The following is a 23,723-nucleotide window of genomic DNA, read 5'->3' as shown; positions in this document are numbered from 1 at the left end:
TTTCATATTGATTTTTTTAGTGTTTGATTTAAATTCTATGGTGATCAGGTCTCCAGTTTTTGATAGACTTCTTGATCTGATCTCCGGAAAAATTTTCATTCAGAGCCTTATACAAAAGCTCTTTAAATTCATCGTCATCAGCGAACCTCAAAGCGGCGATCTGGTCGAAACTTAATTTTTCATAAGCCTCATCGGATCTTTTATTAAAAATTTCAAAGTACCGTTGTCTGAATTCAAGTCTTACAATACGGTTTTGATTGCCGAGTGCATAGTGCTGCCGCAGCATAATGGCTAAATAGAGAATCAGAAAAATGACTATAGAAAATAGGATCCAGGTAAGTTTGTTCTCACCATCATTCCAGATATTATAAATTCCTACGCATTCCAATATAAACAGCAGAGGAAGATAAATGAAATGGTGTGGAGGATAAAATTTTCTGTGGTTTTTATAATTCTGCTTTCCCATAGGATATGATGTAGCAAGAATCTTTCCAAAATAGAATATTTTTAATAATAATTGTTGTTTTCATTCTTTAAAGTATTTGTTTTTGGTTTAAATGATTTATTTTTTATGTATTCATTAAATTCTTTTTTTTTCTTACATAAATTTTTTTAGCTGTGAATTATTCAGATGTAGACGGGACATTGGAATTTTTATGTCAAGCGAATGAGAATCTCTCAGTTTTATGATCAGTGAAAAAATAAAAAATAACCTTTAATTCGGGAAAAAACGGTTAATAATTTGAATCCGGAAGCTCAAATTTTTTGTAACTTTCGGTTTTAAAAAATTAAAAAATGACTTCAAGGGAAAAAGTAGCTGCGCTTCGTGAAGAAATGCAGAAAAATAATGTTGATGCATTTATAGTATATTCTGCAGATCCGCATATGAGTGAATATTTACCGGAAGAATGGCAGGAGAGAGCATGGCTCTCAGGATTTCTCGGGTCAGCAGGTTTTGTGGTGGTTACCCAAAACAAAGCCGGACTTTGGACGGACGGACGGTATTTTACCCAGGCTGCAATAGAGCTTCAGGACTCGGGGATTGATCTTTTTAAAGATGGAATTGAAGGAACGCCTAATTATATCGACTGGATTATTTCCGAAATTCCTGCGGGCGGGAAAGTAGCTGTTAATGCAGTAGCCACATCCAACGCCAATTGGGAACTCCTTTCTCAAAAATTAAAAAATAAAAATATCGTTCTTGCAGACGCTCCTTTACTGAAGGAAGTATGGAAGGACAGGGGAACACCTTCAAAAAATCCGATTTATACTCAACCGGTAGAAAGATCGGGAAAATCCGTGACTGATAAGCTTTCCGCCATCCGTCAGAAAATGGAAGAACAGGAAGTTACCTATCATATTATTTCCAGTCTTGATGACGTAGCATGGACGCTTAATCTGAGAGGAAGTGATGTACAAAGCAATCCGGTATTTTTAGGCTATATCATCATTACAAAAAATGATGCGATCCTGTTTACCGATCTTGAAAAATTGGAGGTAGAAGCGAGAAAACAACTGGACGATTCTTTCGTAAAAATGATGCCTTATGAAGAGTTTTATAACTACCTTACAACAGTTAAGAACGAAAAAATCCTGGTATCTCCAAACAGCAACCAGTCTATTTTTGAAACACTAAAAGCAGATAATCAGTTTGTAAAAGCTCCTGTCCCGGGTAATTTAATGAAGGCTCAGAAAAATGAAACCGAACTGGAAGGTTTCAGAAAGGTGATGGTAAGAGATGGAGTCGCAATGGTGAAATTCCTTTACTGGCTCACTCATAACGCAGGAAAAGAAGCAATGACAGAATATTCTATCGGTGAAAAACTCCTAGGGTTCCGTGCAGAAGGAGAAAATTTTGTCGGAGAAAGTTTCGGAAGCATTGTCGGGTACAAAGATAATGGAGCCATCATGCACTATTCTGCAAAAAGTGAAGGAAGTAAAGAAGTAACGAATGATGCCAGTATCCTGGTTGATTCCGGAGGTCAGTACCTTGAAGGAACAACTGATATTACAAGAACTTTTGCCTTAGGAAATGTTTCTGAGGAATTTAAGAGAAATTCAACTTTAGTACTGCAGGGAATGATCCGTTTATCCATGGTGAAATTTCCAAAAGGAACTAAAGGCGTACAGCTGGATGCCATTGCAAGACTTCCGCTATGGATGGAGGGAAAAGATTTTAATCATGGAACCGGACATGGGGTTGGAAGTTTTATGAATGTACACGAAGGACCGCAAAATATCAGAAAGGACCTTAATCCGCAGGAACTTCTTCCGGGGATGGTTTGCTCTAATGAACCGGGATATTATCTGGAAGGAGAGTACGGAATCCGTCACGAAAACCTTATTGCAGTAAAAGAAGCTGAAAAGACGGGATCAGGAACTTTCTATGATTTTGAAACCCTTACATTCTGTCCTTTCTTCAAAGATACGATCGTAAAAGAAATTCTTTCTGAAAAAGAGATTGAATGGCTTAATCAATATCACAGCACATGTGAACAGAAACTGTCTCCTTATTTAGAAGGTGACGTTAAAGAGTGGTTTTTACAATTGGTAAGCCCGCTTTAAAAATTGTTAGATCAACTGAAAAGCCCTGTGAATATTATTTACGGGGCTTTTTTATAATTATTTATCCCGGTCTCATTACCTCCCGTTGTAAATCCTGTCAGTAATCTCAAAAAGCTTCTCCGTATTTTTACGGGTGCATTTCTAGGGATTACCCTGAAAATTAGAAATGCCATCCCGTCTATTTTTGTATCAATTAAAACAGACACCACTTCATTTTATATATTTTCAGAACACAAACAGTTGAATCATCTCGTTCCTGAGATGATTTTTTTATGACCGTTGAGATTTAAAAACCCTTCCGCCAACAGCAATCGTAGCCAAATAACCCGTCAATGGACGGATATTTCCCATGTATCAATTTTGCTTTTCAAGGATTTTCCGGAAATATAAAATAATATCTGAATTACACCACCGTATTTTTACGGATATATTTCTAGGGATTCCCCTGATGATTTTCGAAATGATGAAAACTATCTTTGAAATAACAAAAAGAGACACCATTTTCATATCTTCATATATACATTTAATAAATTTAAACGGTAAATCATCTCAGTCATGAGATGATTTTTTTTGTTGAGTATAGGAATAATCAGGTTTTCATTACCTTTGAGCTGTAATTGTAATGACCAGATAATCAAAAATGATACAGGAATATTTTCGAAGCTTTAATTTATTTACCGAGCTTGAAATTGAAGGCATTTTGCAGCTTTTTGAAGTGAGAAGGCTCAATAAAAATGATTATTTTGTTCATGAGGGAGATCAATGCAAGGAAATAGCTTTTATAGAATCCGGTATTTTCAGGTCTTATTATACTTCAAGTGAGGGAAAAGACAATACATACTGCTTCAGGTTTCCTAATGTGTGGATCGCTTCTTATTCTTCATTTATTTCGGGAAATCCGGGCGTTGAAAGTATGCAGGCTATTTCAGAGGCTCATCTTTTGGTTTTGAAAAAAGAGAAGATAGAAAAATTAGTTAACGGGAATCCGAAATGGGTCTTATTCCTAAAAATGATTGCTGAACAGGAATACCTGGAGCTGGAAAAACGTTTTTTTGAACTGCAAAGGGATAATGCTAAACAAAGGTATCTTTCTCTGCTGAAGAATCATCCTAATTACATCCAGGATATTCCTCTTCAATATTTATCTTCTTATCTTGGAATTACACAAAGACATTTAAGCCGTATCCGAAAAGAAATTTCTTTTTAGACATTTGTCCTGTTAAATGATCCTTCAGCTCTCTAGTTTTGTCAAAAAAATCAGAGATGCAGTCAAATATTTTAATTATCGGCGGGAATGGAACAGTAGGGAAAACCATTGCCCTTATTTTCAAATCGAGAAATCCTCACCATCAAGTTTTTATAGGAGGCCGAAGAACAGGAAAATCCGCAAATGATTTATTGGTGGATGTTACCAAGCCCGATACTTTTCAAACGCTTCTGGATCATCAGATCCATTTGATCATTCTTTCCGTGAATGACCAGGAGGATTATATTCTCCGGTTTGCTATAGAAAATAAAATTGATTACCTGGATATTACCAAACCTACACCGGACCTTATGAATGCCTATGAACTGGCGAAAAAACAAAGGATCAACAGCAGGATTGTTTTTAGTTCAGGCTGGATGGGAGGTATCGTCAGTGGATTAACCAATACATTGCCGGGCCAGATAAACAAGGTGCAGCTTTTCGTTTATTACTCTATAAAAGATCTTGCCGGAGAGAGTTCAGCCCATTTTATGGCTGAAAATGTGGCTAAACCTTTCTTTATGTACAAAAATAACCAACCTTTTTCTGTCAAACATTTCTTAAACTCCGAATTGTTTGAGTATTCCTTTGGAATAGGGAAAAGAACAGCCTACAATTTTGACGTGCCGGATTTATATATTTTAAATAAAATTGAGAAAATACCGGATGTAACGGTTAAAATGACCTATAACTCAAAGTTTGTTACCTGGCTGTTGGGTGCTTTTCAATCTATGAGGATCTTCAGTATTTTATCGTTGAAAGAACGCAGGATGATCTTTGGATCAAGCGGAAAGGGAGATCAATCTGTTTTCGATATCGTAATCTCAGGCCATATGGGTAATAAAACAATCAGCCTGAAAAGTACAAACGGTCAGGCAGAATTAACGGCATTATCTGCTGTTCTCCATGCTGAAAAATTACTAGGAAGTGAAAAACATGATAACAGGATTTACTTTAGTCACCAGCTGCATGAACCCCATGATTTAATGAACTCATTAAATGCTTACGAAAGTATCCATATAGAAACAATCGAATGAAAAAAATAGTAATTATCAACGGTCATACTCACAAGAGTTCATTTTGTTTTGCACTTTCAAGTGCTTATAAAAAAGGAGCTGTTAATTCCGGAGCAGCAATTAAAGAAATTGTTATTTCAGATCTGGAGTTTAATCCTAATCTTACATTCGGTTATCAGAAAAGAATGGAACTGGAACCGGATCTGTTGAAAGCATGGGAGGCGATACAATGGGCGGATCATCTGGTTTGGATTCATCCCGTCTGGTGGGGAGGTCTGCCAGCTATTACAAAAGGGTTCATTGATCGGCTTTTTCTTCCGGGTATGGCATTTAAATACAGAGAAAATTCGCTGTGGTGGGATCAACTTTTGAAAGGAAAGACGGCACACATTATTACCACTTTAGATCAACCGGGCTGGTATTACCGGTTGATGTATGGTCGTCCCAGTGTGAATCAGCTCAGAAAATCAACATTGAAGTTTTGTGGAATAAAACCGGTTAAAGTGAGCTATGTCGGAATCATCAAGACCTCTGATGAAAAGCAGCGTGCCCAATGGCTGAAAAAAATACAAAAGGCAGGACAAAGGCAAAAGTAGAATGTATATTAAATATTTATAATAAAGCTTAAATGATTCTGATAGGTTAAAAACTGAAAATTATACTTAAATTGCTGTCCGTTAAAGAAAAATGACAGCAAAAACAGTAGAATATAATGGAATCATTTAATGTATGCGTCTTAAGAAGTTTTTAACCGGATTAACAGCTATTTTTTCCGTTTCATATATCCATGCCCAGGAGATCGATTCATCGTACATCAAGTCCTATCCACAGAAATACAGGATATCCGGATATCTTTCTACCAGTTCCTTAGAGGTAGACGATACGGATAGGCATTATACTCCCAATTACCCTTGAATACAGGTATCGGTTTCGCGATTAAAAATACGATCGTGGGAATTCAGCTGGGATATGGTTTTATTCCTTTAACGGATAAAAAGAAATACGGAAAAACGAAAACGCGTGATTTCCAGATCCATCACTATGGCAGGAAGATGATATTCGATATATTCTTCCAGGACTACAGGGGATTTTATGTGGAGAAAGATAAAGACCAGAATCCGGATATCTATCAGCAAATGTCCGTAAAGCAGATCGGTATGGAGGCAACCTACCTTTTTAATGGGAAACGCTTCTCATCCAAGGCTGCTTTTGACCTGGACGAAATACAGCGGCATTCTGCCGGAAGCTGGCTGGTAGGAGGCGGTGGTTATTATTATCAGTTGAAAGGAATGGAAAGAAGCGGCTCTGAAGGAACGTACGGATTAGAAAATTTTCAATTGGGAGTTAATGGAGGATATGCTTATTCCTGGGTCATGAGTGAGCGTTGGATGATGACAGGAACCATTCAGGCAGGGGCTAATTTTGGGAATGCCCTGAAATCATTGAAAAAAGGCAGGGTTGAAGTGTATCCTACTGCATTTGCCAGGATTGCCGGAAATTACCATAAAAATAACTGGGGTATTTCTTTTGCGATCCTCATTAACAATAAAACCGTCTATCCCGTAAAAAAAGAAGAGCTAAGCCTTACTGCCATTACCATGCAGCTTTCCTATGTTAAACATCTGGATCATATTTTTAAATCCAAAAACAAATAAAAGCTTTGTTGTTTATGAGCATGGTTTCAAATCGTTATTATAGACAATCTGTATAAGCATTTAGCATTAAGATTTCCATTAAAAAACGTAAATTTGCAGCATGAATAACGATACCATTTGTGCGTTGGCTACGGCCAATGGAGTAGGAGCTTTAGGCATTATCAGAGTTTCGGGTAACGATGCTTTATCTGTGGTACAGAAGTCTTTTCCCGGGAAAAATCTGGGGAAGCAAAAATCGCATACCATTCATTACGGGTATTTTATGGATGGGGAAGAGGCTATTGATGAGGTGATGTTATCTATTTTCCTGGCACCCAAAAGTTTTACAACTGAAAACTCTGTGGAAATAGCATTTCACGGATCTCCGCATATTGGAAAACGTATTCTTGAAACCCTTACCAAAAACGGAGCAAGAATGGCAAAGGCCGGAGAATTTACACTTCGTGCTTTTATCAACGGAAGAATTGATCTTTCCCAGGCAGAAGCTATTGCAGATGTCATTGCTTCTGAGAATGAAGCATCCCGGAAAGTGGCCATCAACCAGCTGAAGGGAGGAATTACCAACGAGATATCAATTCTGAGAACTGATTTGCTGAATTTTGTTTCATTGATCGAGCTGGAATTGGATTTCGCAGAAGAAGATGTGGAATTTGCGGACCGCTCAGCCCTCAATCAGCTCTTAAGCAAAATTGAATTAAAATTAAACTCCCTCATCGAAAGCTTTCAGTACGGAAATGCTATTAAAAACGGGACTGCTGTTGCCATCATTGGTAAGCCGAATGCGGGTAAATCCACATTATTGAATGCCCTCCTGAAAGAAGAAAGAGCGATTGTCAGCAGTATTGCAGGAACCACCAGAGATACGATCGAGGAGGTTTTACATATTAAAGGACATGCATTCCGTCTGATCGATACCGCAGGATTGCGTGAAACAGCGGACGAAATTGAAGCGATAGGGGTTAAAAAAGCCAAAGAGAAAGTTGAAAATGCCAATATTCTCGTTTATCTGGCAGATGCCGCTACGGAAGATTTCACGGAAGATATTGAAATGATCCGGTCTTTGATAAGAGAAGATCTAAAGCTGATTATTTGTGCCACTAAAATTGATGAGGTTATTCCGACAAAATATGAGAATGTGGAAAATGTTTTCAGAAAGGAAATCAATCATGAATTTGATTTTATCAAAATCTCAGCAGTAGAGAATCAGAATATCCAGGACCTGAAAAATGAATTGTCATCCTATGTTGAACAATTGAAATCCCTCGAAAATAATGTGGTGATCACCAACCAGCGTCACTTCGAATCGTTACACAAATCTTTAAGTGCAGTACACAAAGTAAATGAAGCAATCACTTTCCGGATTTCCACAGAGTTATTGGCGTATGAACTTCGTAATGCATTGGAACATTTAGGAGAGATCTCCGGGGAGGTGACGAATGATGAAGTGCTGGGGAATATTTTTTCTAAGTTTTGCATTGGGAAGTAGCCTATCTCTGTAAAGCCGTATAAATACTACGTTTAATCAGTGTTTTATAAAAATGCGAAGTGACATTTAATGACATTTAAGCCTGTTTTTTGTCTTTAAGTTTTCAGATGTGGTTAAAAACAAAACATTATGAAAACAACATTTACACAATTCTTTATCCTATTAGCTTTTTCTTTATTACTGTACTCTTGTTCTTCTGAGGGACATTACCATGATGGGAAGTATCAAACAAAAATTATGTTTGTAGAAGTAAATTATCAAATTAATGGAAATGAAATTACCATTGACAACTCATTAACAGGAGTTTCAAAATTAGTATGTAGACAATACCCTGATAGAATTGGGTACACAGAAGATAACGGTACTACACGGGTTTTAACCGCTTTAGAAAATGGAGATTTAAAATTTTCAGATATGGTTGTTCTTCATAAAATAGATGAAGTAAAAAAAAACTTCCAATGATAACGCTATTGATAGTAATTCGAAAGAAAGTATATATCACCAAAAATCAACTACGAATGAATCAGGGAATGCTTCAAATACAGATTTTAATAGAGAAGCTGAGAAGCAATATAAAAACCACATTAAAGATATCCTCAGAGCAGGAGATATAGTTGATAATGAAGAATCCTTTAAAGCCGATTTAAATAATGATGGACAAGAGGAAATCATCAAGTATTACACCTTGGCAACGATTGGAGGGGGGTGTATGTATGTTGGCAGAGGAATTTTAGTTTATGAAAATACCAAGATTGGTGTGGTTGGAAGTATTTATGAGCCAAGTTATGCCTTTGAATTCACAGGGGTTGTAAATGGGGAAATTACTATATCAAAGCTTGATTTTGGTAAGAATGATATGTGTTATCCAATCGCTACAAAAGGAAGGTTAGCATTTAAAAATCATCAGCTATACTTTGAATAAAAGATAAATGGATTATTAATAAAAATAACACGACAAGTTCTGTCGTCCAATAAAAATATATTTGTTTATGAAATAAGTAATTCAAAACAATACGGAAAACCCTAAGGTGTGAATTATAAAATATTTTTATATTAGCTACCTAAAGAAATACAAACACTAAATGAAAAAGAAATTTATTTTCAAGCTACTGCTACTAGTAGTCCTCTGCATCTCGCTGTATTCATGTGTTCATGATGAATTCACCGCTTCATTAGATCCAAGTTCTAAAGAATATACTAGCAAAAGCCTTTGGAAAGAGGACGAAAAGTATATTAAAAATGTAATAAAAGTCTATCAGGAAAATGAATCTAAAATCAAAAAAGGCAGTGGAACACCTTATTGGGATTATGCCACAACAATGGATAGCTTTGATGAAAGTTTTTTGATGGTTCCCGTAGTAGATAATGGAAAAGTTATTTCTGTACTTCAAGTTCCCAGACATGGCACTAAAATTTACTTCATATACAGACAATCACACAATGAGATTAGTTTTTTCCAAAATTATATTTCTCCAAGAGTTAAAAAAGCAATAAATACCAACACAAACAATAGTAGTAAGGGCACATTAGTTTGTTCAACCAAAACGATTTCTACATGGTATCCAAATAATGAATCTAATCCTGATCCAGAGGGAGGAGATGGATATTGGGTATCCAGTAATGTTACAACTTGTAGAGTTATAGATGCCCCAATAGAAATTTCTGATTGCTTAGGTATTGTAGATCCTGTAACAGGATTGTGTGATATGGGTACTGGCGGAGGAGGTACAGGCTATCCATACCCAAATACTCCTGACACTCCTTGTGATAAAATAAGAAGTAATCTAGCTAAACCTCAGGTACTTGAAAAGATTAATGAACTACAAAAACAAGCCCCTAAAGGAGGTGAACTTGGAGTAATGTTTAAGGCAGACGGAACAGCTAGCGCAACAATTACAGGAGGAACTCATAGTGTAAATTTTGGAGACAAAACAGGATATCAAGGAGGTTACCATAACCATACCCCTTCAGGAATATCAATGTTTTCCCCTAATGATATAGATCAATTATTAGGTTTTGCGAGAGTACAGCCTACTTCTGATCCAGCAAATGCAAACAATGCTTATTTAGGTATGGTGGCTCCTAATGGTATGCATTATGTAATACAATTTAATGGAACTTATCAGGATGCAGTAAAAACTTTTACACAGCTAGATCTAGATAACTATAAAATTAATTATCAGGATGTAAACGATTTGCTACTATTAGATTCACAATATTCAAGTGACCATTTAAAGCTAAATGAAAAGGGTGTGGAAAAACTTTTTTTTTGAGACTTTAAAAGATATGGGATTAGATGGGAAAATTAGCCTCCAGAGAATTGAGAATAATGGCGCAATTAAAAATATTAATTTAGATAACAACAATCAACCAATTCCAACAAATTGTTAATACAAAAAATATGCAAACAATAAGTTTTAAAACAACATTACTTTTTGGCCTTTTTATAAGTTTTTTATCTTGTAAAGCACAAGAGTACCCATTGAATACGGATTTTAGGAATATCCCCACAAATTCTTATTTGAAAGATTTAGATAACGAATTAAATCCTTATGTAGGTAACTATAGAGCTAATTTCCAAGGAAAAGAAATCATTTTGTACATTACAAAGGAATCTCACAAATTAATTGAATATAAAAATCAAAAGTTTTATAGAGATGTTCTATCAATTAAATATGTTATTAAAAATTCAGCAGGAACTATTTTACAGGACACCCAAAATATGATTCCGCAAACTAATCAATCATATCACACAATTTATAGTACTAGAATTAATCCATTTCTCAATTCGGTAATGCTTACCTATAGTGGTACTAATTGTGGAGTGGGTTGGGGTAGTATTAAATTAAAAAAGATAAATTCTACTCAACTTTCTTGGGAATATAGACCTAATGATATTATACTTGATAGTAGCAGATGCCCTAGCGGAACAGATATAAATATCTACTTACCTGAAACAAAAGATTTAGTTTTTACTAAACAGTAAAGCAAACTAATCTTAACTCTAACTTAAACTAACCTTTATCAATTTTTGGTAGAGGTTTGTTTTTTTGTGATCACTTGGAAATCTCTTATTTGCTAAAATATAACAAAATCATTCACTAATCATGATACTACTTTTCTCGAAATGTGTATAAACAATTAGTTTGTTTGATTAATATTTTTTATTTACACACATATATATATTGGTCACAATCTCAAACTACTAACATCTTCCTCTATTTCATATCATGACTATATTTTTTCGGTTTTTTACCCAGATGCTTTTCAAATACCCTTGAAAAGTGACTTAGGTTTTCAAACCCCATTTGATAGCCTGTTTCTGATACCGACAGTTTTTCATCCCGCAAAAGCCGTGCAGCTTCTTTCATACGTAGGTGCTGATAGTAATCGTAAATTCCCATACCATAGACCTGCTTGAATATCCGGCGGAGCTTAAGTTCGTTCATTCCGGCCATTTGTTTCAGTTCTGCAATACTGGTTGGCTGGCTTAATGAGGAAACAATTTTGTCGCGTACCTGATAAATAGATTGTATTTCCTTCCGACTTAGTTTTTGATGGGTAGAATTTTCCCGCTTTCGTAAACTCTCAAATAAATAAAAAAGCAACTCCATAGCCTTGATTTTATAGTAATAGCTTCTCATTGTTGCCGGAGTTTCTTTTTTTACAATATCATTTACGGTGCGCAAAATATCATCGGTCATCAATTCTTCAATCAGAAAGCTGTTGGTATTATCGAAAAGAAACTGAAAATATTCGGATTCCTCTTTTAAAAAACTCTTCAAATACTCGGCACTGATGCTAATTGAAACATAGGTAGCCTGTGTATTTTCTGTGAAATGAATTTTTTGCGGTATCGTAAATGGAAATATACGTACAAATGTTGCATCTGAAGGCGGTTTGATTGTACCGGACGTATTTAGATTATGATCTTCAAAGATGTTGTAAAATAAAAAACCGATACTGTCCTTAATAACGGATGTTGCAGTTTGACGTGTAAAATTCCTTTTAGCGATTAGTGAACCAAAATGCAGCGCCATATCGGGTAAAAAAATAAAAGCTTTAAAAAGTTTGACCTCGAAATGCTGTAGCTCATCTTTTGTCGTCAGTCCTACCTTGCTTGCATACTCAAGAATTCTGCTGTCTATATCTTTATGACCTTCGTCTTTCATATTTTTACGACTATTTTTAGTAGTTATTGAGGTATTTTAATCGTAAAGTTACCGGTAATTTTGATATAACAAATGTTATAGAACAATTAAATTCTTAAGTTATGAAAAAACAAGTTTTGATATCAGGTGCAAGTTTCGCCGGATTAACTTTGGCTTATTGGTTAAATAAATATGGTTATGAGGTAACTGTCGTAGAAATAGGTAAAGGTCTTCGGAAAGGAGGTTCACCTATCGATGTCCGGGGTAAAGCACTGGATGTGGTAAAAGAAATGGGAATATTACAAAAAATTAAAGACCGTGAGTTTATCCATACCGATGAAATCGTGGATGCTAAAGGCGACACATTGAGTCGTTTTTCAATAAATGCAATGGAAGAATATCTTGGTGATATTGAAATCCATCGCAGTGACCTGGTAGAACTTATTTTTGATATTGTACCTAAGAAGGAGGTAGAATTTATTTTCGGAAACAGCATAAAGACATTGATCCAACATGAAGATGGTATTGAGATATCCTTTGAAAAGGGGGAGAACAGAAGTTTTGATTTTGTATTTGGGGCAGATGGCACCCACTCAATAGTAAGAAAACTGGTGTTTGGTGCTGAAGAAAATTTCAAAAAGTTTTTCGGTGTTTACTTTGCTTTTACCAAAGCAGATCATATACAAACAGGCAGGTCAGGTAATACGGGAATCGTATATCGTGAGCTGGGTAAGCAGGCTGTAATATACCATTTCAAAGATGGAGCTAATGCAATACTGATGTTCAGAGCTCCGGAACTGGATTGGAATTACAGAAATACAGAACAACAAAAACAAATTCTGAAAGAATATTTTGGGAACAATACGAATTGGAAAATTCCTGAAATTTTAGATTCCATGCTTCATTCCGACGATTTATATTTTGATGAGGCGAACCAGATCCATATGCCGACCTGGATTAAAGGACGTGTAGCCCTGGTTGGTGATGCTGCGCACGCGCCAAGTTTTTTTTACGGGAATGGGTACAAGTCTCGCATTGCAAGGCGCGACTTTGTTAGCAAAGGAGCTTGATGCAAATGATGATTATAAAACTGCTTTCAAAAAATACAATGAAACCTTCAAACCTTTTGCGGAAAGCATTCAATCTCGGATTAAATGGGGGTTAAAAGTTCAGTTACCTGAAACAGAAGAAGAATTACAGGCATCTTTCCTGGCGTTTAGTAATGATAATAAAAAATAACCCCTTATGAATTGATTCCAACACATATTGGGGTTAAGAATTTTGGGTATTTACAAGGATTTGGAATAAGTAGGCCTTGCGTGTACGTTTAATTTTTAAGTAATCTAAAAGTATCTGTTATACCTTCAATAAAGGCCTCTGGATTTTCCCATGGACCAAAGTGTCCACCCTTTTTAAATGCTTTAGCATAGATTGTGTTAAATTGTGATGCCATAGGACCGTTTTCGAAAATACCAACACGGTTTTCCTCAGTACCCAGAGGCGGGTAAGCGTCTCCTGTAAGGAAAGTAAATCCCGCTGGAGCTTCTACTATTGGAGTTCTATTATGTGATGGCTTCCAGGGATATCTGTTAGCATTCGAATAAACACGTATAGAAGAACCAATAGCCTGATTTACCCAGTAGATCATGGCAAATGTAATGATATCATCTTTCGAAAAAACATCTTCAAAATTTCCATGGATGTCGCTCCATTTTTTCCAACGTTGTAGAATCCATGCCAACATTCCAACAGGAGAGTCATTTAATCCATGTGTGATGGTCTGAGCATCAAGCATATGGACTGCAACATGGGAAGCATAGGTACGCTGGAACTTGATGATGCCTTCACGTAGCTCGGGAGAGGCTTCCTTAGGTATCATCTGTCCTTCTGTTAAGTCCCATGGTCTTTCGCTTTGAAAAATTGTTAATGGCATTTCCTGTCCCAAATGGATACCGATAAGCTCTTCTGCATATTTATGTCCCAATTGAGCGGTTACCAGCATTCCATAATCACTTCCTGAAGCAGCATATTTTTTATAACCCAAAGTTTCTGTCATCAGTTTATGCCAAAGTTCTGCCATCTTCGAAAAATTCATTTCTCCATCTTTTACAGGCGTAGAAAAACCAAATCCAGGAAGCGATGGGACAATCACATCAAATGACTGTTCAGGATCTCTACCGTAGGAAGCCGGATCGGTAAGCTGGCGAATGACTTTACTCCAGTGCCAATAAGTCCAAGGCCAGCCATGGGACAGGATAATCGGTGTAGGATTTGGTCCTTTACCTTTTTCGTAAATAAAATGGATAGCCTGGCCATCAATTTCTATTTTATGCTGATTAAAAGAATTTAGTTCCTTTTGCGCCGCTTCCCAGTCATAACTATTAATCCAATGATGAACAATATCTTTGAGGTATGCCGTACTGATGCCATAATAAGAATCTTCATTATTTAAATCCTCTGACCAACGTGTTGTTTTTAATCTGGTTTCCAGGTCGTTAATGATTTCCCGGGATACATTAATTTCGAAAGGTTTTAAGTCTGTATTCATTTTTCTTTTTTTAATATGTGAAATCTAATTTTAATCTGGTTTGTATGAGTTTTTTTATAAACCATGTGTCTTTGATTTTAACAAAATCACCATGATAATGTCCAAAACCATGTAATGTTCTAAATACTGGTACATTGCTGTCTTTCAATAATATATTTTCTTCATTTTCCGGTCTTATGAGATGATCTTCCATAGAAAATACTGCATGGACCATTTCTTTAGATTCGATGTCTATTTCAAAAGAAAATAAATGATGAATTGCTGTCGCATTTCCCACACTTTCCGAAATCTTATTTTCTATTTCTCTTCTCCCTGCCATTTGGACGAGTGTTTCACCGTTAACATCTAATGGAGTAAATATTCCATTCTCCGTAAATAAATTTGCAAGTTCAGTGAAGTTTTTGCTGTCGGCATGACGGACATATTTTGCCATGACTGTTCTTATATCGTCTGTGATTGTTAATTTTTCTAAATGTGTTATATTCATTGTTTATATTTTATAATTCTCAGACAAATTTATAGTAAAAATGATATACTTTTGTTACCAGTATAATAAAGTATACCAGTTACATTGAATATATCACAGAACCTTTTGTTTAGAGAAAGAGATAAAAACAATTGATAATAGTATTATAAATCTCCAATTTTGTGTCAGAAGTAATTTCTGTTACCAATTTCATCTGTAATGTAAGTAAGTAATTCTACGAAATAGAATAAGGTATTGATAGCATAATGACAGGCATATACCAAAAATATAGGAAATAAATTGGTGAACAAAACCGTTTGTACTGTATTAGTTGTGCTGGTGTAATATGATCCCAAATGATGGTAGATCCTTTGGAAAATAATTCGAGAAAATGATTATGCAAAAGGAAATAGATGGTATTTTAAATACAGCCAAGGGAATACTGAGTCCGATATTATAAAAATATTGGCAAGTTTTTCTGCTTTCTGGAATTTGTATTTGTGAAGAAGAAAAGAGTATAGTTCCTGTTACTGATCATAGGAGGAATTTCCGGCTTTAGCACATTGATCTAGGGATTGTTAGTCGTAATAACAAACATGATCAAAGGTTCATCGCCTGTGTTTTCGATGGAATGATAGCCTATTGAACTGATGGCTGTAATATCACCTTTCTGAAGTGTTTTTTTACGCTCGGGTCCGTGAGTTCCTGTTCTTTCCCGGTATTCTCCTGTTCCATGAACAACGACATAAAGTTCTTCTTCATTTCTTGCATGGTGGCTATGATATCCGGATTCGTCTCCTTTGTTCAGCAAGACCATATAAGCAGCCAGGCGATTATTGGCCAGCTCTTTATCGCCGAACATTTGTAACATATAAACGGTTCCTTTTCCGCCATACATACCTTCACGTTTATCAACGCGGGTAATGGTTCTTTCATCTTTTTGGAATGCCATTACATACAGGTGGATATACTTTGAAACTTCTTGTATAACGTGGTCAAATTCTGCTCCTTCAGATAGTATTACGGTATCGGCCATTGTGAGGTCATGATTAATGGATAAAATAGGATTTCAAGGTACCAAAAATTAAGCAGCATTGCAAGCAATTCAGTATGTATCATTATATGTTCCGGATCATAAAAAGAGATTCGTCAATATCAATAACGTTTTCAGCAAATAAGAAGTAAACGGTATTCGCCATCTTTTTCAATGGGGGCCCTGTGAACACAAGGAAGAACTTTTTGTTCCGGATGATCTACTGCCAGTCGCCAAAGATTCCCTGATCCGAGACTGACCGGTTCAGCATTAAGCTTTGGCTGATAGTGCAGGTCGAAGAAGTACTCTTTCAGGAAATCTTCAAATTCTGCTTCCGGACCGTTATGTAATTTTCTAAGCTTTTCCCTGATCTCGGGGATCAGAATCTTTTGCTCCACCTGGTCATTGGGTATAATTTCACTGGGAGCACCGTGATAAGTACACAAAAAAGTATCGGTGCCGATGGGGGAGCGGTCTACATGATATGAATATACATCGGTTGAGATGAAATCCAGTTCTTCGTCCCGGTCATAATTTTTAAGCAGGTTGAGGGAAGGCAGTGCCCCGAAGTCTTCCAATAAACGTAAATCATTGAGAATCGTTTCCCTCGCAGTAATTCCTTTTTCTGAAAGTGGTAATGCCAAAAGATCGTCAGTGGAAACTTCCGTAATATGATCTTTTAAATGAAGCTTAGAGACAATTTCTTTAAAGTCTCCGGTTAAATTCCTGTGCCAGCAGATTGCATTCATAGTTCCGTAAAAATCGGTATCGATGAGTTCTGAAAAGGAAGATACCACTTCAATTTGTTTGCTGCTGGAAAATATAGGATTCATATGATGGAATAAACTGTTAAGCCGTTTAATACTTTACAAAAGTAAGGAATTGAAGATAACTGTAAATTGACTTGTCTTCAACAGGGCTGGATATAAAAATTGAAAAGCAGGTTTTTATACCTGCTTTTTATAATGTGATGGAAAAGACACTAGTCTTCCAAAACAGGTGCCTCTTCAATAAGCGCTTTTAAAGATTCAGGAAGAAAAGGCCTGCCACCGGTTGCAGGCACACAAGTTCCGGTAAAAGTTGCTTTTGTCGTCACCTTACCATTCAGGATAATGGATTGCTTAAAATGAATCTTAGGAGCGTCACCTTTATCCCTGAACAGTTCACAGGTTACCGTAAAAGTATCTCCTTTTTTCAGAGACCTGAGAAAACTGATCGTGTATCCTGATAAAACCATATTAACCCCATTTTTTGCTTCATTTTCAAGGTTAAATCCCAAAACCTCATCAATATACTGGTGTCTGCAATATTCCATATAAAACGGATAATATAAACCGTCCATAATTCCCTGTACATCAATGTGCTCTTCTTTAGTCACATATTCTTTTGAATATTTCATAATGATAATTCTATATTTAATATATAAAGCTAATTATAATTGGCGCCAAATCAAAATTGAACGAAGAGATCTTAACCTACACAAAGAAAATTTAATAATATTTTAATGTATTATATTTCTCTATGTGTTGATATATTGTGATTTATTTATACTTTTGTTTCCATTATTTCATCCCGATTGTACCCGCTTATTTCCTATAATATATGACAGATCGTTGAAGATTCCTTACCATTGGAATTCCGGTCACGTCATGATGGTAGCCAATAAACAGATCATTTTAATAATAAAAATAAAACATGAAAAAAGCAATTTTTATCCTGCTAGCATTAAGTACACTGGCTTGTGCTCCTGAAAATTCTGATGATTCACTGGTAAAATCGGGCAATGTTTTCCAAAGTTCCGACTTGTCCGTCACATCCAAAACCTCAAGGCCCCAGACCTGGGCACAAAAAGTTTCAGGTTCTCCTTTTGATAATCTGTATAAAGTAAATAATGATGTGTATAGAAGTGAGCAGCCTGACAATGCGGGCTTTAATTTTCTTGAGCAAAAACATATTGCTTCGATCCTTAATCTGAGGGAAGGTCATACAAATCATGTGGGAGGAACTAATTACACAGGTAACCTGTATAATGTTCCCATGAATGCTTCATCCGTATCAGATGTTGAGATCATTAAAGCTTTGCGGATAATAAGAACCGCCCCAAAACCTATTGATGTGCATTGTGCTCATGGTAGTGACAGAACCGGTGTTACGATGGCGATGTACCGTATTATTTTCCAGAACTGGAGTAAAGAGGATGCCACTGAAGAAATGACAGAAGGGGGCTACCATTTCCATTCCCAATACACCAATCTTATCGATTATATCAGGGATGTGGATGTTGATTACATCAAAGAACAGGTATTTAATTAATATCGATCTATAAAATATAAGGTCCGGTATCATAAGATAACCGGACCTTATCGTTATGATACTATTTTTCTTCGGAATTGTAATGGTAACAGGAAATCCATTAAATTTGACTATCCTGCTATGATAAACAGGACATAACCAATGTAGTCATTACACCGGCGTAATTTTAATATAAAAACGATCCATGGAAAGAAGAGAATTTTTGAAACAGTGTTCAGTTGCTGCATCCGGCTTGGTTCTTGCGAATATACTACCATCCTACGCCAGTGCCATGTTGCGGGAAGAACATTTACGGTCAGGTAAATCACTGTTTGAAGTTTTCAGTAATCCGGAAAATCGGTACCGTCCATTTGTACGTTGGTGGTGGAATGGCAATAAAATTGAAAGATCAGAACTTGCCAGGGAGCTCAGGATTTTAAAGGATGCGGGAATAGGAGGGGTTGAGATCAATCCAATATCATTTCCTTCGCGTACGGATGACATGGGGAAGCAAAGTATTGATTGGCTAAGTGACGAATGGATAGACTTATTGAAATTTACGCTGGAAGAAGCTAAATCTCTGGAGATGACCTGTGATATATTGGTGGGTACGGGTTTTCCCATGGGTGGCGATTTTTTAGAAAAAGAAGAATGCTCACAAATAGTGGTTATCGCCGTAAAAAAATTAAAGGGTCCTCTTACCACGGAATTTTCTCTTTTTGATCTTTATAAAGAAGCCGATCCGGCGATTACAAGCCCATACAGCGGAAGGACGATGGAAATGCTGGACGTAAAACTTGTGCCGGATCCGCTCAATAGGATAGACGAAGTGATGGATCTCTCGGACCAGATTAAAAGCGGAATGATAAAAGTTTCTATACCCAAAGGTGATTATGCGGTTTATGGATTGGTGAAAATAGAACGCTTTATGCGGGTGATCCAGGGAGCGCCGGGTGGGATGGGACCCGTTCTGAATCATTATAATTCTGCTGCCGTGAAAAAATACCTCAACAGGATGAGTGATAGCATTCAGCGAAAAACAGGACCTCTTGCAGGCTATGTCCGCTCTTTCTTTGTGGATAGTCTGGAAATAGAGGGGGCCAACTGGAGTGAGGATATGATGACTGAGTTTAAAAGAAGGAGAGGATATGATATTTATCCTTATTTGCCCTTTGTATTATTTAAAATTGGAGCAATGGGAAATACCACGGGGCAGAATATCCAATATCCCGTAAAGACGGGCGAAGTGTTCAAAAAAATGACAGACCGTATGCGGTATGATTTTGAGCTTACCAAAGCAGAACTTTTTGAAGAAAGGTTTGTTACTCCCTATGTAGACTGGTGCAAAGAGAATAAAATACAATCAAGAGCGCAGGCCTATGGAAGAGGCTATTTTCCATTGGAAGGAAGTTTTGAAATTGATATTCCAGAATGTGAAACCTGGCTGAAATACGGTATCGGGGAAGATATCAGTGAAGAGAAATTCACACAATATCCCTGGCATCTTGGCAGGGGAAACACGATGATCAATAAGTTGGTTTCTTCTGCAGCCCATCTGAAGAATAAAAAACTGATCAGTTCCGAAGAGCTTACCAATACTGATATGGTGTTCAATGAGTCTCTGGAAATTTTCAAAATAGCGGGGGATCAGAGTACGATATCGGGAGTTACACATCCCGTTTTTCATGGATTTAATTATTCTCCGCCGGAAGCAGCTTTTCCGGGTTGGATTACCTATGGTGGATATTTTAATGAAAAGAATACGATGTGGCCTTATTTTAAACATTACACAGATTATCGTGCCCGGTTATCGGCGGTATTGCAGCAGGCTACCATGTTTGCCGACATTGGGCTGTTAGCTCCCTTTGCTGATCAGTGGTCGGAATACGGTGCCCAGATGGAACCTTTTCCGGTTATCGTATCGCCGGCATATCAGTCTTTGATCTGGGAATCCATTCATCAGAATGGTAACGCTTGTGATTATGTTTCCGAACGTGTGATCCAAGACTCGGAAGTAAAAAAAGGATTCCTTACGTATGGAAGCAGAAAATACCATACTCTTTTTTTAATTGAAGTGCGTAGTGTGGATACAGCCACAGCAAGCAAACTGTATGATTTTATAAGGGAGGGTGGAAGAGTCTTTTGCATTGAAACGGTTCCCGAAAGATCAACGGGTTGGAATAATTATGAAAAAAGAGATCAGGAAGTGAAGGAATGGGTGAGAAAGATGGAGGCTTATCCTGACCGTTTCATTCTATTGCATAAACCTACGGCTGACTTTTCAGGGTGGTATAAAACCGTACAGGAGAAATACAGCCTAAAGCCCTATATGAAAATCCGGAAACCTGAGTCCTTTATAACTCAAGTGCGTTATCAGGCAACAGATGCAGAGCTATTCTTACTGACCAATTCGAGCAGCAGGCATAGTGCTTCACTGGATATTCAATTTGATCAGGAGATCATTAAGCGTAAACAGGCGTGGTTATGGGATGCGACAACAGGCAGGAGAAGTAAGCTGGCAGTAGAAGAGGGGCTTTTTCATATAAATTTAGGTCCTGCAGACTCAAAACTGATTGTTTTTGATCATCATAGAAAAGGAACCATGTGGAAAGCTCATCCGTTAACAGGAACTCAAGTAAAAGAACTGAGCACTGGATGGGATGTGGAGTTCAGGCATTATGACGGGACCGTCAACAAAGAAAAGCTGGATCGTCTTACTGATCTTAAAGAGCTGCCTTCTTACAGTCATTTTGCCGGAACTGTAGTTTACCGTACTACATTTCAACTTGGAGATCATGATACCAAGGATTTCCTGAATCTTGGAAGTGTATATGGAATCTGTGAAGTAAAGGTGAATGGAACAGAAGCCGGAACCCAATGGTTCGGCCGAAGGGTGTATGCTCTCGATGGCTTGCTCCATATCGGTGAAAATGAAATCGAAATTAAGGTCATTACCGTTATGGTAAACTATATGAAAACGCTTAAAGATAATGAAGTGGCTCAGTACTGGACCAACCAGAAAAAGAAAGACCAGCCCCTGCAATCTTTGGGACTGGCAGGACCTGTAACGATTTACTGAGACCTACGGGAACATAAGTCTGTTCCTTACATTATTGTTAGTATCTTACATTTAGCCTTTCTTATTCATGATCCCGAATCTCTGTTTTACCTTTGTCTGTGATGAGTCAGGAATATCCTGATCTAAAGTAAAATAGGCATGAAAATAGTATTTATAACATTATTGATGATGGGATCAACTGATTTTTTATCTGCTGTCCGGTCACCTTATTATTTATCATAGCATCGTTTTAAAAGTAATTTGAATATGGACAATAAAACAGTACTTGAAAAGGCAAATCTAGCTATCGCTAAAGGAGATTATGAAGGTTTTCTTTCCTTCTGTACCGATGATACACAGTGGATATTTGTAGGTGAACAGGTTTTGAAAGGAAAGGAAGAAGTGCGAAAATATATGGCAGTTGCTTATACAGAACCACCTGAATTTGAAGTAGAAAAATTAGTAGCCGAAAATGATTATGTGGTGGCTATAGGAACAATAAGCATGAAGAATAAAGAAGGGAGAGCTGTTGATTATTCTTATTGTGATGTTTGGCGATTCCGTGATGGAAAAATGGCAGAATTGAAAGCATTTGTCATCGAAAAGACCTGATCATAAAAAAAAATCCTCCGAAACGAAGGATTTATTATTGATACGCTTATCTTAAGATGAATAAGCGAAAGCTCTAGTTACGGAAAAAAGGGCTTACCCCTGAAGAATCAAAAGTAAAGGCAGTCTGATTTTCAGATTTGTCCAGTTTTTTGTTAATGGTAAGCGCCCATAAAACAAGCTCCTTACAGAAGTTCTGATCTTCTTCACTTAATTCGGAGGCGTTTTCCTCAACCACCTGCACGAGAGGAGCAATACTGTTAAGCTTGGAATAGAACTCTTCATCCGTATCCGTGTAGTTCAGTTCCAGCTGATTTTTGTTGAACCATTTGATCAGGTCCGTATAAGGAGTTTTGATGCCCTCTTTCTCCAGCTTGGAAATGCGTGGGAAAATCGTTTCAAACTGTACCATCACGGCTCTGTCGATTAATATTTTCGCTACATAATCTGCTCCTTCCTGCTCCCCTTCATACACAAGTTCGATTTTCCCTGTGATCGATGGAATGATAGACATAAAATCAAGCAGGCGAACCGTTGTTTTTTCTGCATCGGTTTCTATTAAGCGCAGTTTTGCGGCAGCCACAAGGTTTTCCATTGCACTGATGGTCAATCGGGCACTTACCCCGCTTTTTTCATCCACATATTCACTGTCACGTGCTGCAAAGGCAACACCTTCCAATAGGTCTTTTGCAAGACCCGGAACCTGTATCCTTGATTTGTCTTCAGGTGATATAAGAGCTTCCTGCTCCGTAATTTGACGGGCAAGATCAATGGTTCGGGGATAATGGGTGAAGATTTGCGAACCGATCCTGTCTTTAAGAGGAGTTACAATGCTTCCTCTGTTGGTATAGTCTTCAGGGTTTGCAGTAAATACAAACTGAATATCAAGAGGCATTCTTAACTGAAAACCTCTGATCTGAATATCTCCTTCCTGTAAGATATTAAATAACGAAACCTGGATGCGGGCCTGTAAATCAGGGAGCTCATTGAGAACAAATATCGAACGGTTGGCACGCGGAATCATTCCGTAATGCAGCACGCGTTCGTCAGAATATGGAAGCTTCAGAGTGGCCGCTTTAATCGGATCGATGTCTCCGATTAAGTCGGCAACATTTACATCCGGTGTGGCCAGTTTTTCAAAAAAACGGTCTGAGCGGTGTACCCATGAAATAGGAGTGTTGTCTCCCAATTCATCAATAAGGTCTCTGGCGAATTTTGAGATCGGATGAAATGGACTGTCATTAATTTCAGATCCTTTTACAACAGGCATGTATTCATCCAGAAGGTCTACCATGCTTCTCGCAATTCTTGTTTTTGCCTGTCCGCGTAAGCCCAGTAAGTTAATATGGTGTCCTGCTAGAATGGCTTTCTTCAATTGAGGGATTACGGTGTCTTCGTAACCCAGTAACCCTTTAAATACGGGTTCTTTAGCTTTAATCCTGGAAATAAGGTTCGCCTGAATCTCCTGACTAATTGTTTTATGGGTATATCCGGAATCTTTTAACTCTTTGAATGTAATATCGTTTTTCATTGTTTCTTTTAAATAAATAATCTATATACTGTAATAAAAGGATGAGAATCTATATATCTAACCTCTA

The 23,723-nt window shown here is 37.1% G+C and carries 25 protein-coding genes; 16 read left to right on the top strand and 9 right to left on the bottom strand.

Annotated elements, in window-relative coordinates:
• Positions 1-28: 28 nt before the first annotated feature.
• Positions 29-466, bottom strand: a complete 438-nt coding sequence (locus ACJ5H0_RS07285; protein WP_411248457.1) for a DUF6526 family protein — start codon at positions 464-466, stop codon at positions 29-31.
• 329 nt (positions 467-795) lie between these two features.
• Between ACJ5H0_RS07285 and ACJ5H0_RS07280 the strand changes: the two genes are divergently transcribed.
• On the top strand, positions 796-2,565 hold the full coding sequence (locus ACJ5H0_RS07280) for an aminopeptidase P family protein (RefSeq protein WP_172279494.1): 1,770 nt from the start codon (positions 796-798) through the stop codon (positions 2,563-2,565).
• A 38-nt stretch (positions 2,566-2,603) separates the two neighbouring features.
• Here ACJ5H0_RS07280 and ACJ5H0_RS07275 read toward each other — a convergent pair whose 3' ends face one another.
• Positions 2,604-2,738, bottom strand: a complete 135-nt coding sequence (locus ACJ5H0_RS07275; protein WP_411248455.1) for a hypothetical protein — start codon at positions 2,736-2,738, stop codon at positions 2,604-2,606.
• Positions 2,739-3,205: 467 nt separating this feature from the next.
• On the opposite strand from ACJ5H0_RS07275, the gene ACJ5H0_RS07270 reads away from it, so the two are divergent.
• The 10 genes from ACJ5H0_RS07270 (at position 3,206) to ACJ5H0_RS07225 (ending at position 10,954) form a co-directional block, all read left to right on the top strand.
• Positions 3,206-3,772, top strand: coding sequence for a Crp/Fnr family transcriptional regulator (locus ACJ5H0_RS07270; protein WP_172279490.1), 567 nt, complete (start codon positions 3,206-3,208; stop codon positions 3,770-3,772).
• Positions 3,773-3,828: 56 nt separating this feature from the next.
• Complete coding sequence (locus ACJ5H0_RS07265; protein ID WP_411248453.1) at positions 3,829-4,848, top strand: saccharopine dehydrogenase family protein; 1,020 nt, start codon at positions 3,829-3,831, stop codon at positions 4,846-4,848.
• Positions 4,845-5,423, top strand: coding sequence for an NAD(P)H-dependent oxidoreductase (locus ACJ5H0_RS07260; protein ID WP_411248451.1), 579 nt, complete (start codon positions 4,845-4,847; stop codon positions 5,421-5,423). The genes ACJ5H0_RS07265 and ACJ5H0_RS07260 overlap by 4 nt, the downstream gene beginning before the upstream one ends.
• A 133-nt stretch (positions 5,424-5,556) precedes the next feature.
• Complete coding sequence (locus tag ACJ5H0_RS07255) at positions 5,557-5,742, top strand: hypothetical protein (protein WP_411248450.1); 186 nt, start codon at positions 5,557-5,559, stop codon at positions 5,740-5,742.
• Positions 5,739-6,482: a DUF4421 family protein gene (locus ACJ5H0_RS07250; RefSeq protein WP_411248448.1), complete on the top strand. Its 744-nt coding sequence runs from the start codon at positions 5,739-5,741 to the stop codon at positions 6,480-6,482. Before ACJ5H0_RS07255 ends, ACJ5H0_RS07250 begins: the two co-directional genes overlap by 4 nt.
• Positions 6,483-6,582: 100 nt before the next feature.
• On the top strand, positions 6,583-7,968 hold the full coding sequence (gene mnmE, locus ACJ5H0_RS07245) for a tRNA uridine-5-carboxymethylaminomethyl(34) synthesis GTPase MnmE (protein ID WP_345992637.1): 1,386 nt from the start codon (positions 6,583-6,585) through the stop codon (positions 7,966-7,968).
• Between the two features lie 129 nt (positions 7,969-8,097).
• Positions 8,098-8,430: a hypothetical protein gene (locus tag ACJ5H0_RS07240; RefSeq protein WP_411248445.1), complete on the top strand. Its 333-nt coding sequence runs from the start codon at positions 8,098-8,100 to the stop codon at positions 8,428-8,430.
• 223 nt (positions 8,431-8,653) lie between these two features.
• Positions 8,654-8,890 (top strand): hypothetical protein, encoded by a 237-nt coding sequence (locus ACJ5H0_RS07235; RefSeq protein ID WP_411248443.1) that lies wholly within the window; start codon positions 8,654-8,656, stop codon positions 8,888-8,890.
• 160 nt (positions 8,891-9,050) lie between these two features.
• Positions 9,051-10,241: a hypothetical protein gene (locus ACJ5H0_RS07230; RefSeq protein ID WP_411248441.1), complete on the top strand. Its 1,191-nt coding sequence runs from the start codon at positions 9,051-9,053 to the stop codon at positions 10,239-10,241.
• A gap of 128 nt (positions 10,242-10,369) precedes the next feature.
• On the top strand, positions 10,370-10,954 hold the full coding sequence (locus ACJ5H0_RS07225) for a hypothetical protein (protein WP_411248439.1): 585 nt from the start codon (positions 10,370-10,372) through the stop codon (positions 10,952-10,954).
• 232 nt (positions 10,955-11,186) lie between these two features.
• Here the strand turns inward: ACJ5H0_RS07225 and ACJ5H0_RS07220 are convergent, their stop codons facing one another.
• A complete protein-coding gene (locus ACJ5H0_RS07220) occupies positions 11,187-12,140 on the bottom strand; it encodes an AraC family transcriptional regulator (protein WP_411248437.1) in 954 nt (317 codons plus the stop codon).
• A gap of 101 nt (positions 12,141-12,241) precedes the next feature.
• On the opposite strand from ACJ5H0_RS07220, the gene ACJ5H0_RS07215 reads away from it, so the two are divergent.
• Both ACJ5H0_RS07215 and ACJ5H0_RS07210 read left to right on the top strand, forming a co-directional pair.
• Positions 12,242-13,189 carry an FAD-dependent monooxygenase gene (locus ACJ5H0_RS07215; protein ID WP_411248435.1) on the top strand — a complete coding sequence of 316 codons (948 nt, stop codon included), beginning with the start codon at positions 12,242-12,244 and terminating at the stop codon, positions 13,187-13,189.
• A complete protein-coding gene (locus ACJ5H0_RS07210) occupies positions 13,137-13,358 on the top strand; it encodes a hypothetical protein (protein ID WP_411248433.1) in 222 nt (73 codons plus the stop codon). The genes ACJ5H0_RS07215 and ACJ5H0_RS07210 overlap by 53 nt, the downstream gene beginning before the upstream one ends.
• A gap of 88 nt (positions 13,359-13,446) precedes the next feature.
• Here the strand turns inward: ACJ5H0_RS07210 and ACJ5H0_RS07205 are convergent, their stop codons facing one another.
• From ACJ5H0_RS07205 to ACJ5H0_RS07185, 5 genes are all read right to left on the bottom strand, one after another.
• Entirely contained in the window at positions 13,447-14,667 is a 1,221-nt protein-coding gene (locus ACJ5H0_RS07205; protein ID WP_411248431.1) for an epoxide hydrolase family protein, read from the bottom strand.
• 10 nt (positions 14,668-14,677) lie between these two features.
• Entirely contained in the window at positions 14,678-15,154 is a 477-nt protein-coding gene (locus ACJ5H0_RS07200; protein ID WP_172279450.1) for a nuclear transport factor 2 family protein, read from the bottom strand.
• Between the two features lie 547 nt (positions 15,155-15,701).
• The gene (locus tag ACJ5H0_RS07195) at positions 15,702-16,169 is read right to left on the bottom strand and encodes a cupin domain-containing protein (RefSeq protein WP_172279448.1); all 468 of its coding nucleotides are present in this window, start codon (positions 16,167-16,169) and stop codon (positions 15,702-15,704) included.
• A gap of 131 nt (positions 16,170-16,300) precedes the next feature.
• Positions 16,301-16,999 (bottom strand): DUF1826 domain-containing protein, encoded by a 699-nt coding sequence (locus tag ACJ5H0_RS07190; protein WP_411248429.1) that lies wholly within the window; start codon positions 16,997-16,999, stop codon positions 16,301-16,303.
• A gap of 149 nt (positions 17,000-17,148) precedes the next feature.
• A complete protein-coding gene (locus ACJ5H0_RS07185; protein ID WP_345992661.1) occupies positions 17,149-17,565 on the bottom strand; it encodes an acyl-CoA thioesterase in 417 nt (138 codons plus the stop codon).
• Between the two features lie 296 nt (positions 17,566-17,861).
• Between ACJ5H0_RS07185 and ACJ5H0_RS07180 the strand changes: the two genes are divergently transcribed.
• From ACJ5H0_RS07180 to ACJ5H0_RS07170, 3 genes are all read left to right on the top strand, one after another.
• The gene (locus ACJ5H0_RS07180) at positions 17,862-18,479 is read left to right on the top strand and encodes a phosphatase domain-containing putative toxin (protein WP_411248427.1); all 618 of its coding nucleotides are present in this window, start codon (positions 17,862-17,864) and stop codon (positions 18,477-18,479) included.
• A gap of 184 nt (positions 18,480-18,663) precedes the next feature.
• On the top strand, positions 18,664-21,537 hold the full coding sequence (locus ACJ5H0_RS07175; RefSeq protein ID WP_411248425.1) for a glycosyl hydrolase: 2,874 nt from the start codon (positions 18,664-18,666) through the stop codon (positions 21,535-21,537).
• Between the two features lie 246 nt (positions 21,538-21,783).
• Entirely contained in the window at positions 21,784-22,128 is a 345-nt protein-coding gene (locus ACJ5H0_RS07170; protein WP_411248423.1) for a nuclear transport factor 2 family protein, read from the top strand.
• A gap of 73 nt (positions 22,129-22,201) precedes the next feature.
• Here the strand turns inward: ACJ5H0_RS07170 and ACJ5H0_RS07165 are convergent, their stop codons facing one another.
• Entirely contained in the window at positions 22,202-23,656 is a 1,455-nt protein-coding gene (locus tag ACJ5H0_RS07165; protein WP_411248421.1) for a sigma 54-interacting transcriptional regulator, read from the bottom strand.
• Positions 23,657-23,723: the final 67 nt, after the last annotated feature.

The sequence above is a fragment of the Chryseobacterium proteolyticum genome (assembly GCF_046591535.1).
Classification (GTDB): Bacteria; Bacteroidota; Bacteroidia; order Flavobacteriales; family Weeksellaceae; genus Chryseobacterium; species Chryseobacterium proteolyticum.
Note: the sequence above shows the minus strand (reverse complement) of the source record. Positions and strands in the feature narration are given on the sequence as shown.

Coding starts and splice junctions, on each gene's coding strand:
- ACJ5H0_RS07285 (WP_411248457.1), bottom strand. CDS start 466: ATGGGAAAGCAGAATTATAAAAACCACAGAAAATTTTATCCTCCACAC.
- ACJ5H0_RS07280 (WP_172279494.1), top strand. CDS start 796: ATGACTTCAAGGGAAAAAGTAGCTGCGCTTCGTGAAGAAATGCAGAAA.
- ACJ5H0_RS07275 (WP_411248455.1), bottom strand. CDS start 2,738: ATGGCATTTCTAATTTTCAGGGTAATCCCTAGAAATGCACCCGTAAAA.
- ACJ5H0_RS07270 (WP_172279490.1), top strand. CDS start 3,206: ATGATACAGGAATATTTTCGAAGCTTTAATTTATTTACCGAGCTTGAA.
- ACJ5H0_RS07265 (WP_411248453.1), top strand. CDS start 3,829: ATGCAGTCAAATATTTTAATTATCGGCGGGAATGGAACAGTAGGGAAA.
- ACJ5H0_RS07260 (WP_411248451.1), top strand. CDS start 4,845: ATGAAAAAAATAGTAATTATCAACGGTCATACTCACAAGAGTTCATTT.
- ACJ5H0_RS07255 (WP_411248450.1), top strand. CDS start 5,557: ATGCGTCTTAAGAAGTTTTTAACCGGATTAACAGCTATTTTTTCCGTT.
- mnmE (WP_345992637.1), top strand. CDS start 6,583: ATGAATAACGATACCATTTGTGCGTTGGCTACGGCCAATGGAGTAGGA.
- ACJ5H0_RS07240 (WP_411248445.1), top strand. CDS start 8,098: ATGAAAACAACATTTACACAATTCTTTATCCTATTAGCTTTTTCTTTA.
- ACJ5H0_RS07230 (WP_411248441.1), top strand. CDS start 9,051: ATGAAAAAGAAATTTATTTTCAAGCTACTGCTACTAGTAGTCCTCTGC.
- ACJ5H0_RS07225 (WP_411248439.1), top strand. CDS start 10,370: ATGCAAACAATAAGTTTTAAAACAACATTACTTTTTGGCCTTTTTATA.
- ACJ5H0_RS07220 (WP_411248437.1), bottom strand. CDS start 12,140: ATGAAAGACGAAGGTCATAAAGATATAGACAGCAGAATTCTTGAGTAT.
- ACJ5H0_RS07215 (WP_411248435.1), top strand. CDS start 12,242: ATGAAAAAACAAGTTTTGATATCAGGTGCAAGTTTCGCCGGATTAACT.
- ACJ5H0_RS07210 (WP_411248433.1), top strand. CDS start 13,137: ATGGGTACAAGTCTCGCATTGCAAGGCGCGACTTTGTTAGCAAAGGAG.
- ACJ5H0_RS07205 (WP_411248431.1), bottom strand. CDS start 14,667: ATGAATACAGACTTAAAACCTTTCGAAATTAATGTATCCCGGGAAATC.
- ACJ5H0_RS07200 (WP_172279450.1), bottom strand. CDS start 15,154: ATGAATATAACACATTTAGAAAAATTAACAATCACAGACGATATAAGA.
- ACJ5H0_RS07195 (WP_172279448.1), bottom strand. CDS start 16,169: ATGGCCGATACCGTAATACTATCTGAAGGAGCAGAATTTGACCACGTT.
- ACJ5H0_RS07190 (WP_411248429.1), bottom strand. CDS start 16,999: ATGAATCCTATATTTTCCAGCAGCAAACAAATTGAAGTGGTATCTTCC.
- ACJ5H0_RS07185 (WP_345992661.1), bottom strand. CDS start 17,565: ATGAAATATTCAAAAGAATATGTGACTAAAGAAGAGCACATTGATGTA.
- ACJ5H0_RS07180 (WP_411248427.1), top strand. CDS start 17,862: ATGAAAAAAGCAATTTTTATCCTGCTAGCATTAAGTACACTGGCTTGT.
- ACJ5H0_RS07175 (WP_411248425.1), top strand. CDS start 18,664: ATGGAAAGAAGAGAATTTTTGAAACAGTGTTCAGTTGCTGCATCCGGC.
- ACJ5H0_RS07170 (WP_411248423.1), top strand. CDS start 21,784: ATGGACAATAAAACAGTACTTGAAAAGGCAAATCTAGCTATCGCTAAA.
- ACJ5H0_RS07165 (WP_411248421.1), bottom strand. CDS start 23,656: ATGAAAAACGATATTACATTCAAAGAGTTAAAAGATTCCGGATATACC.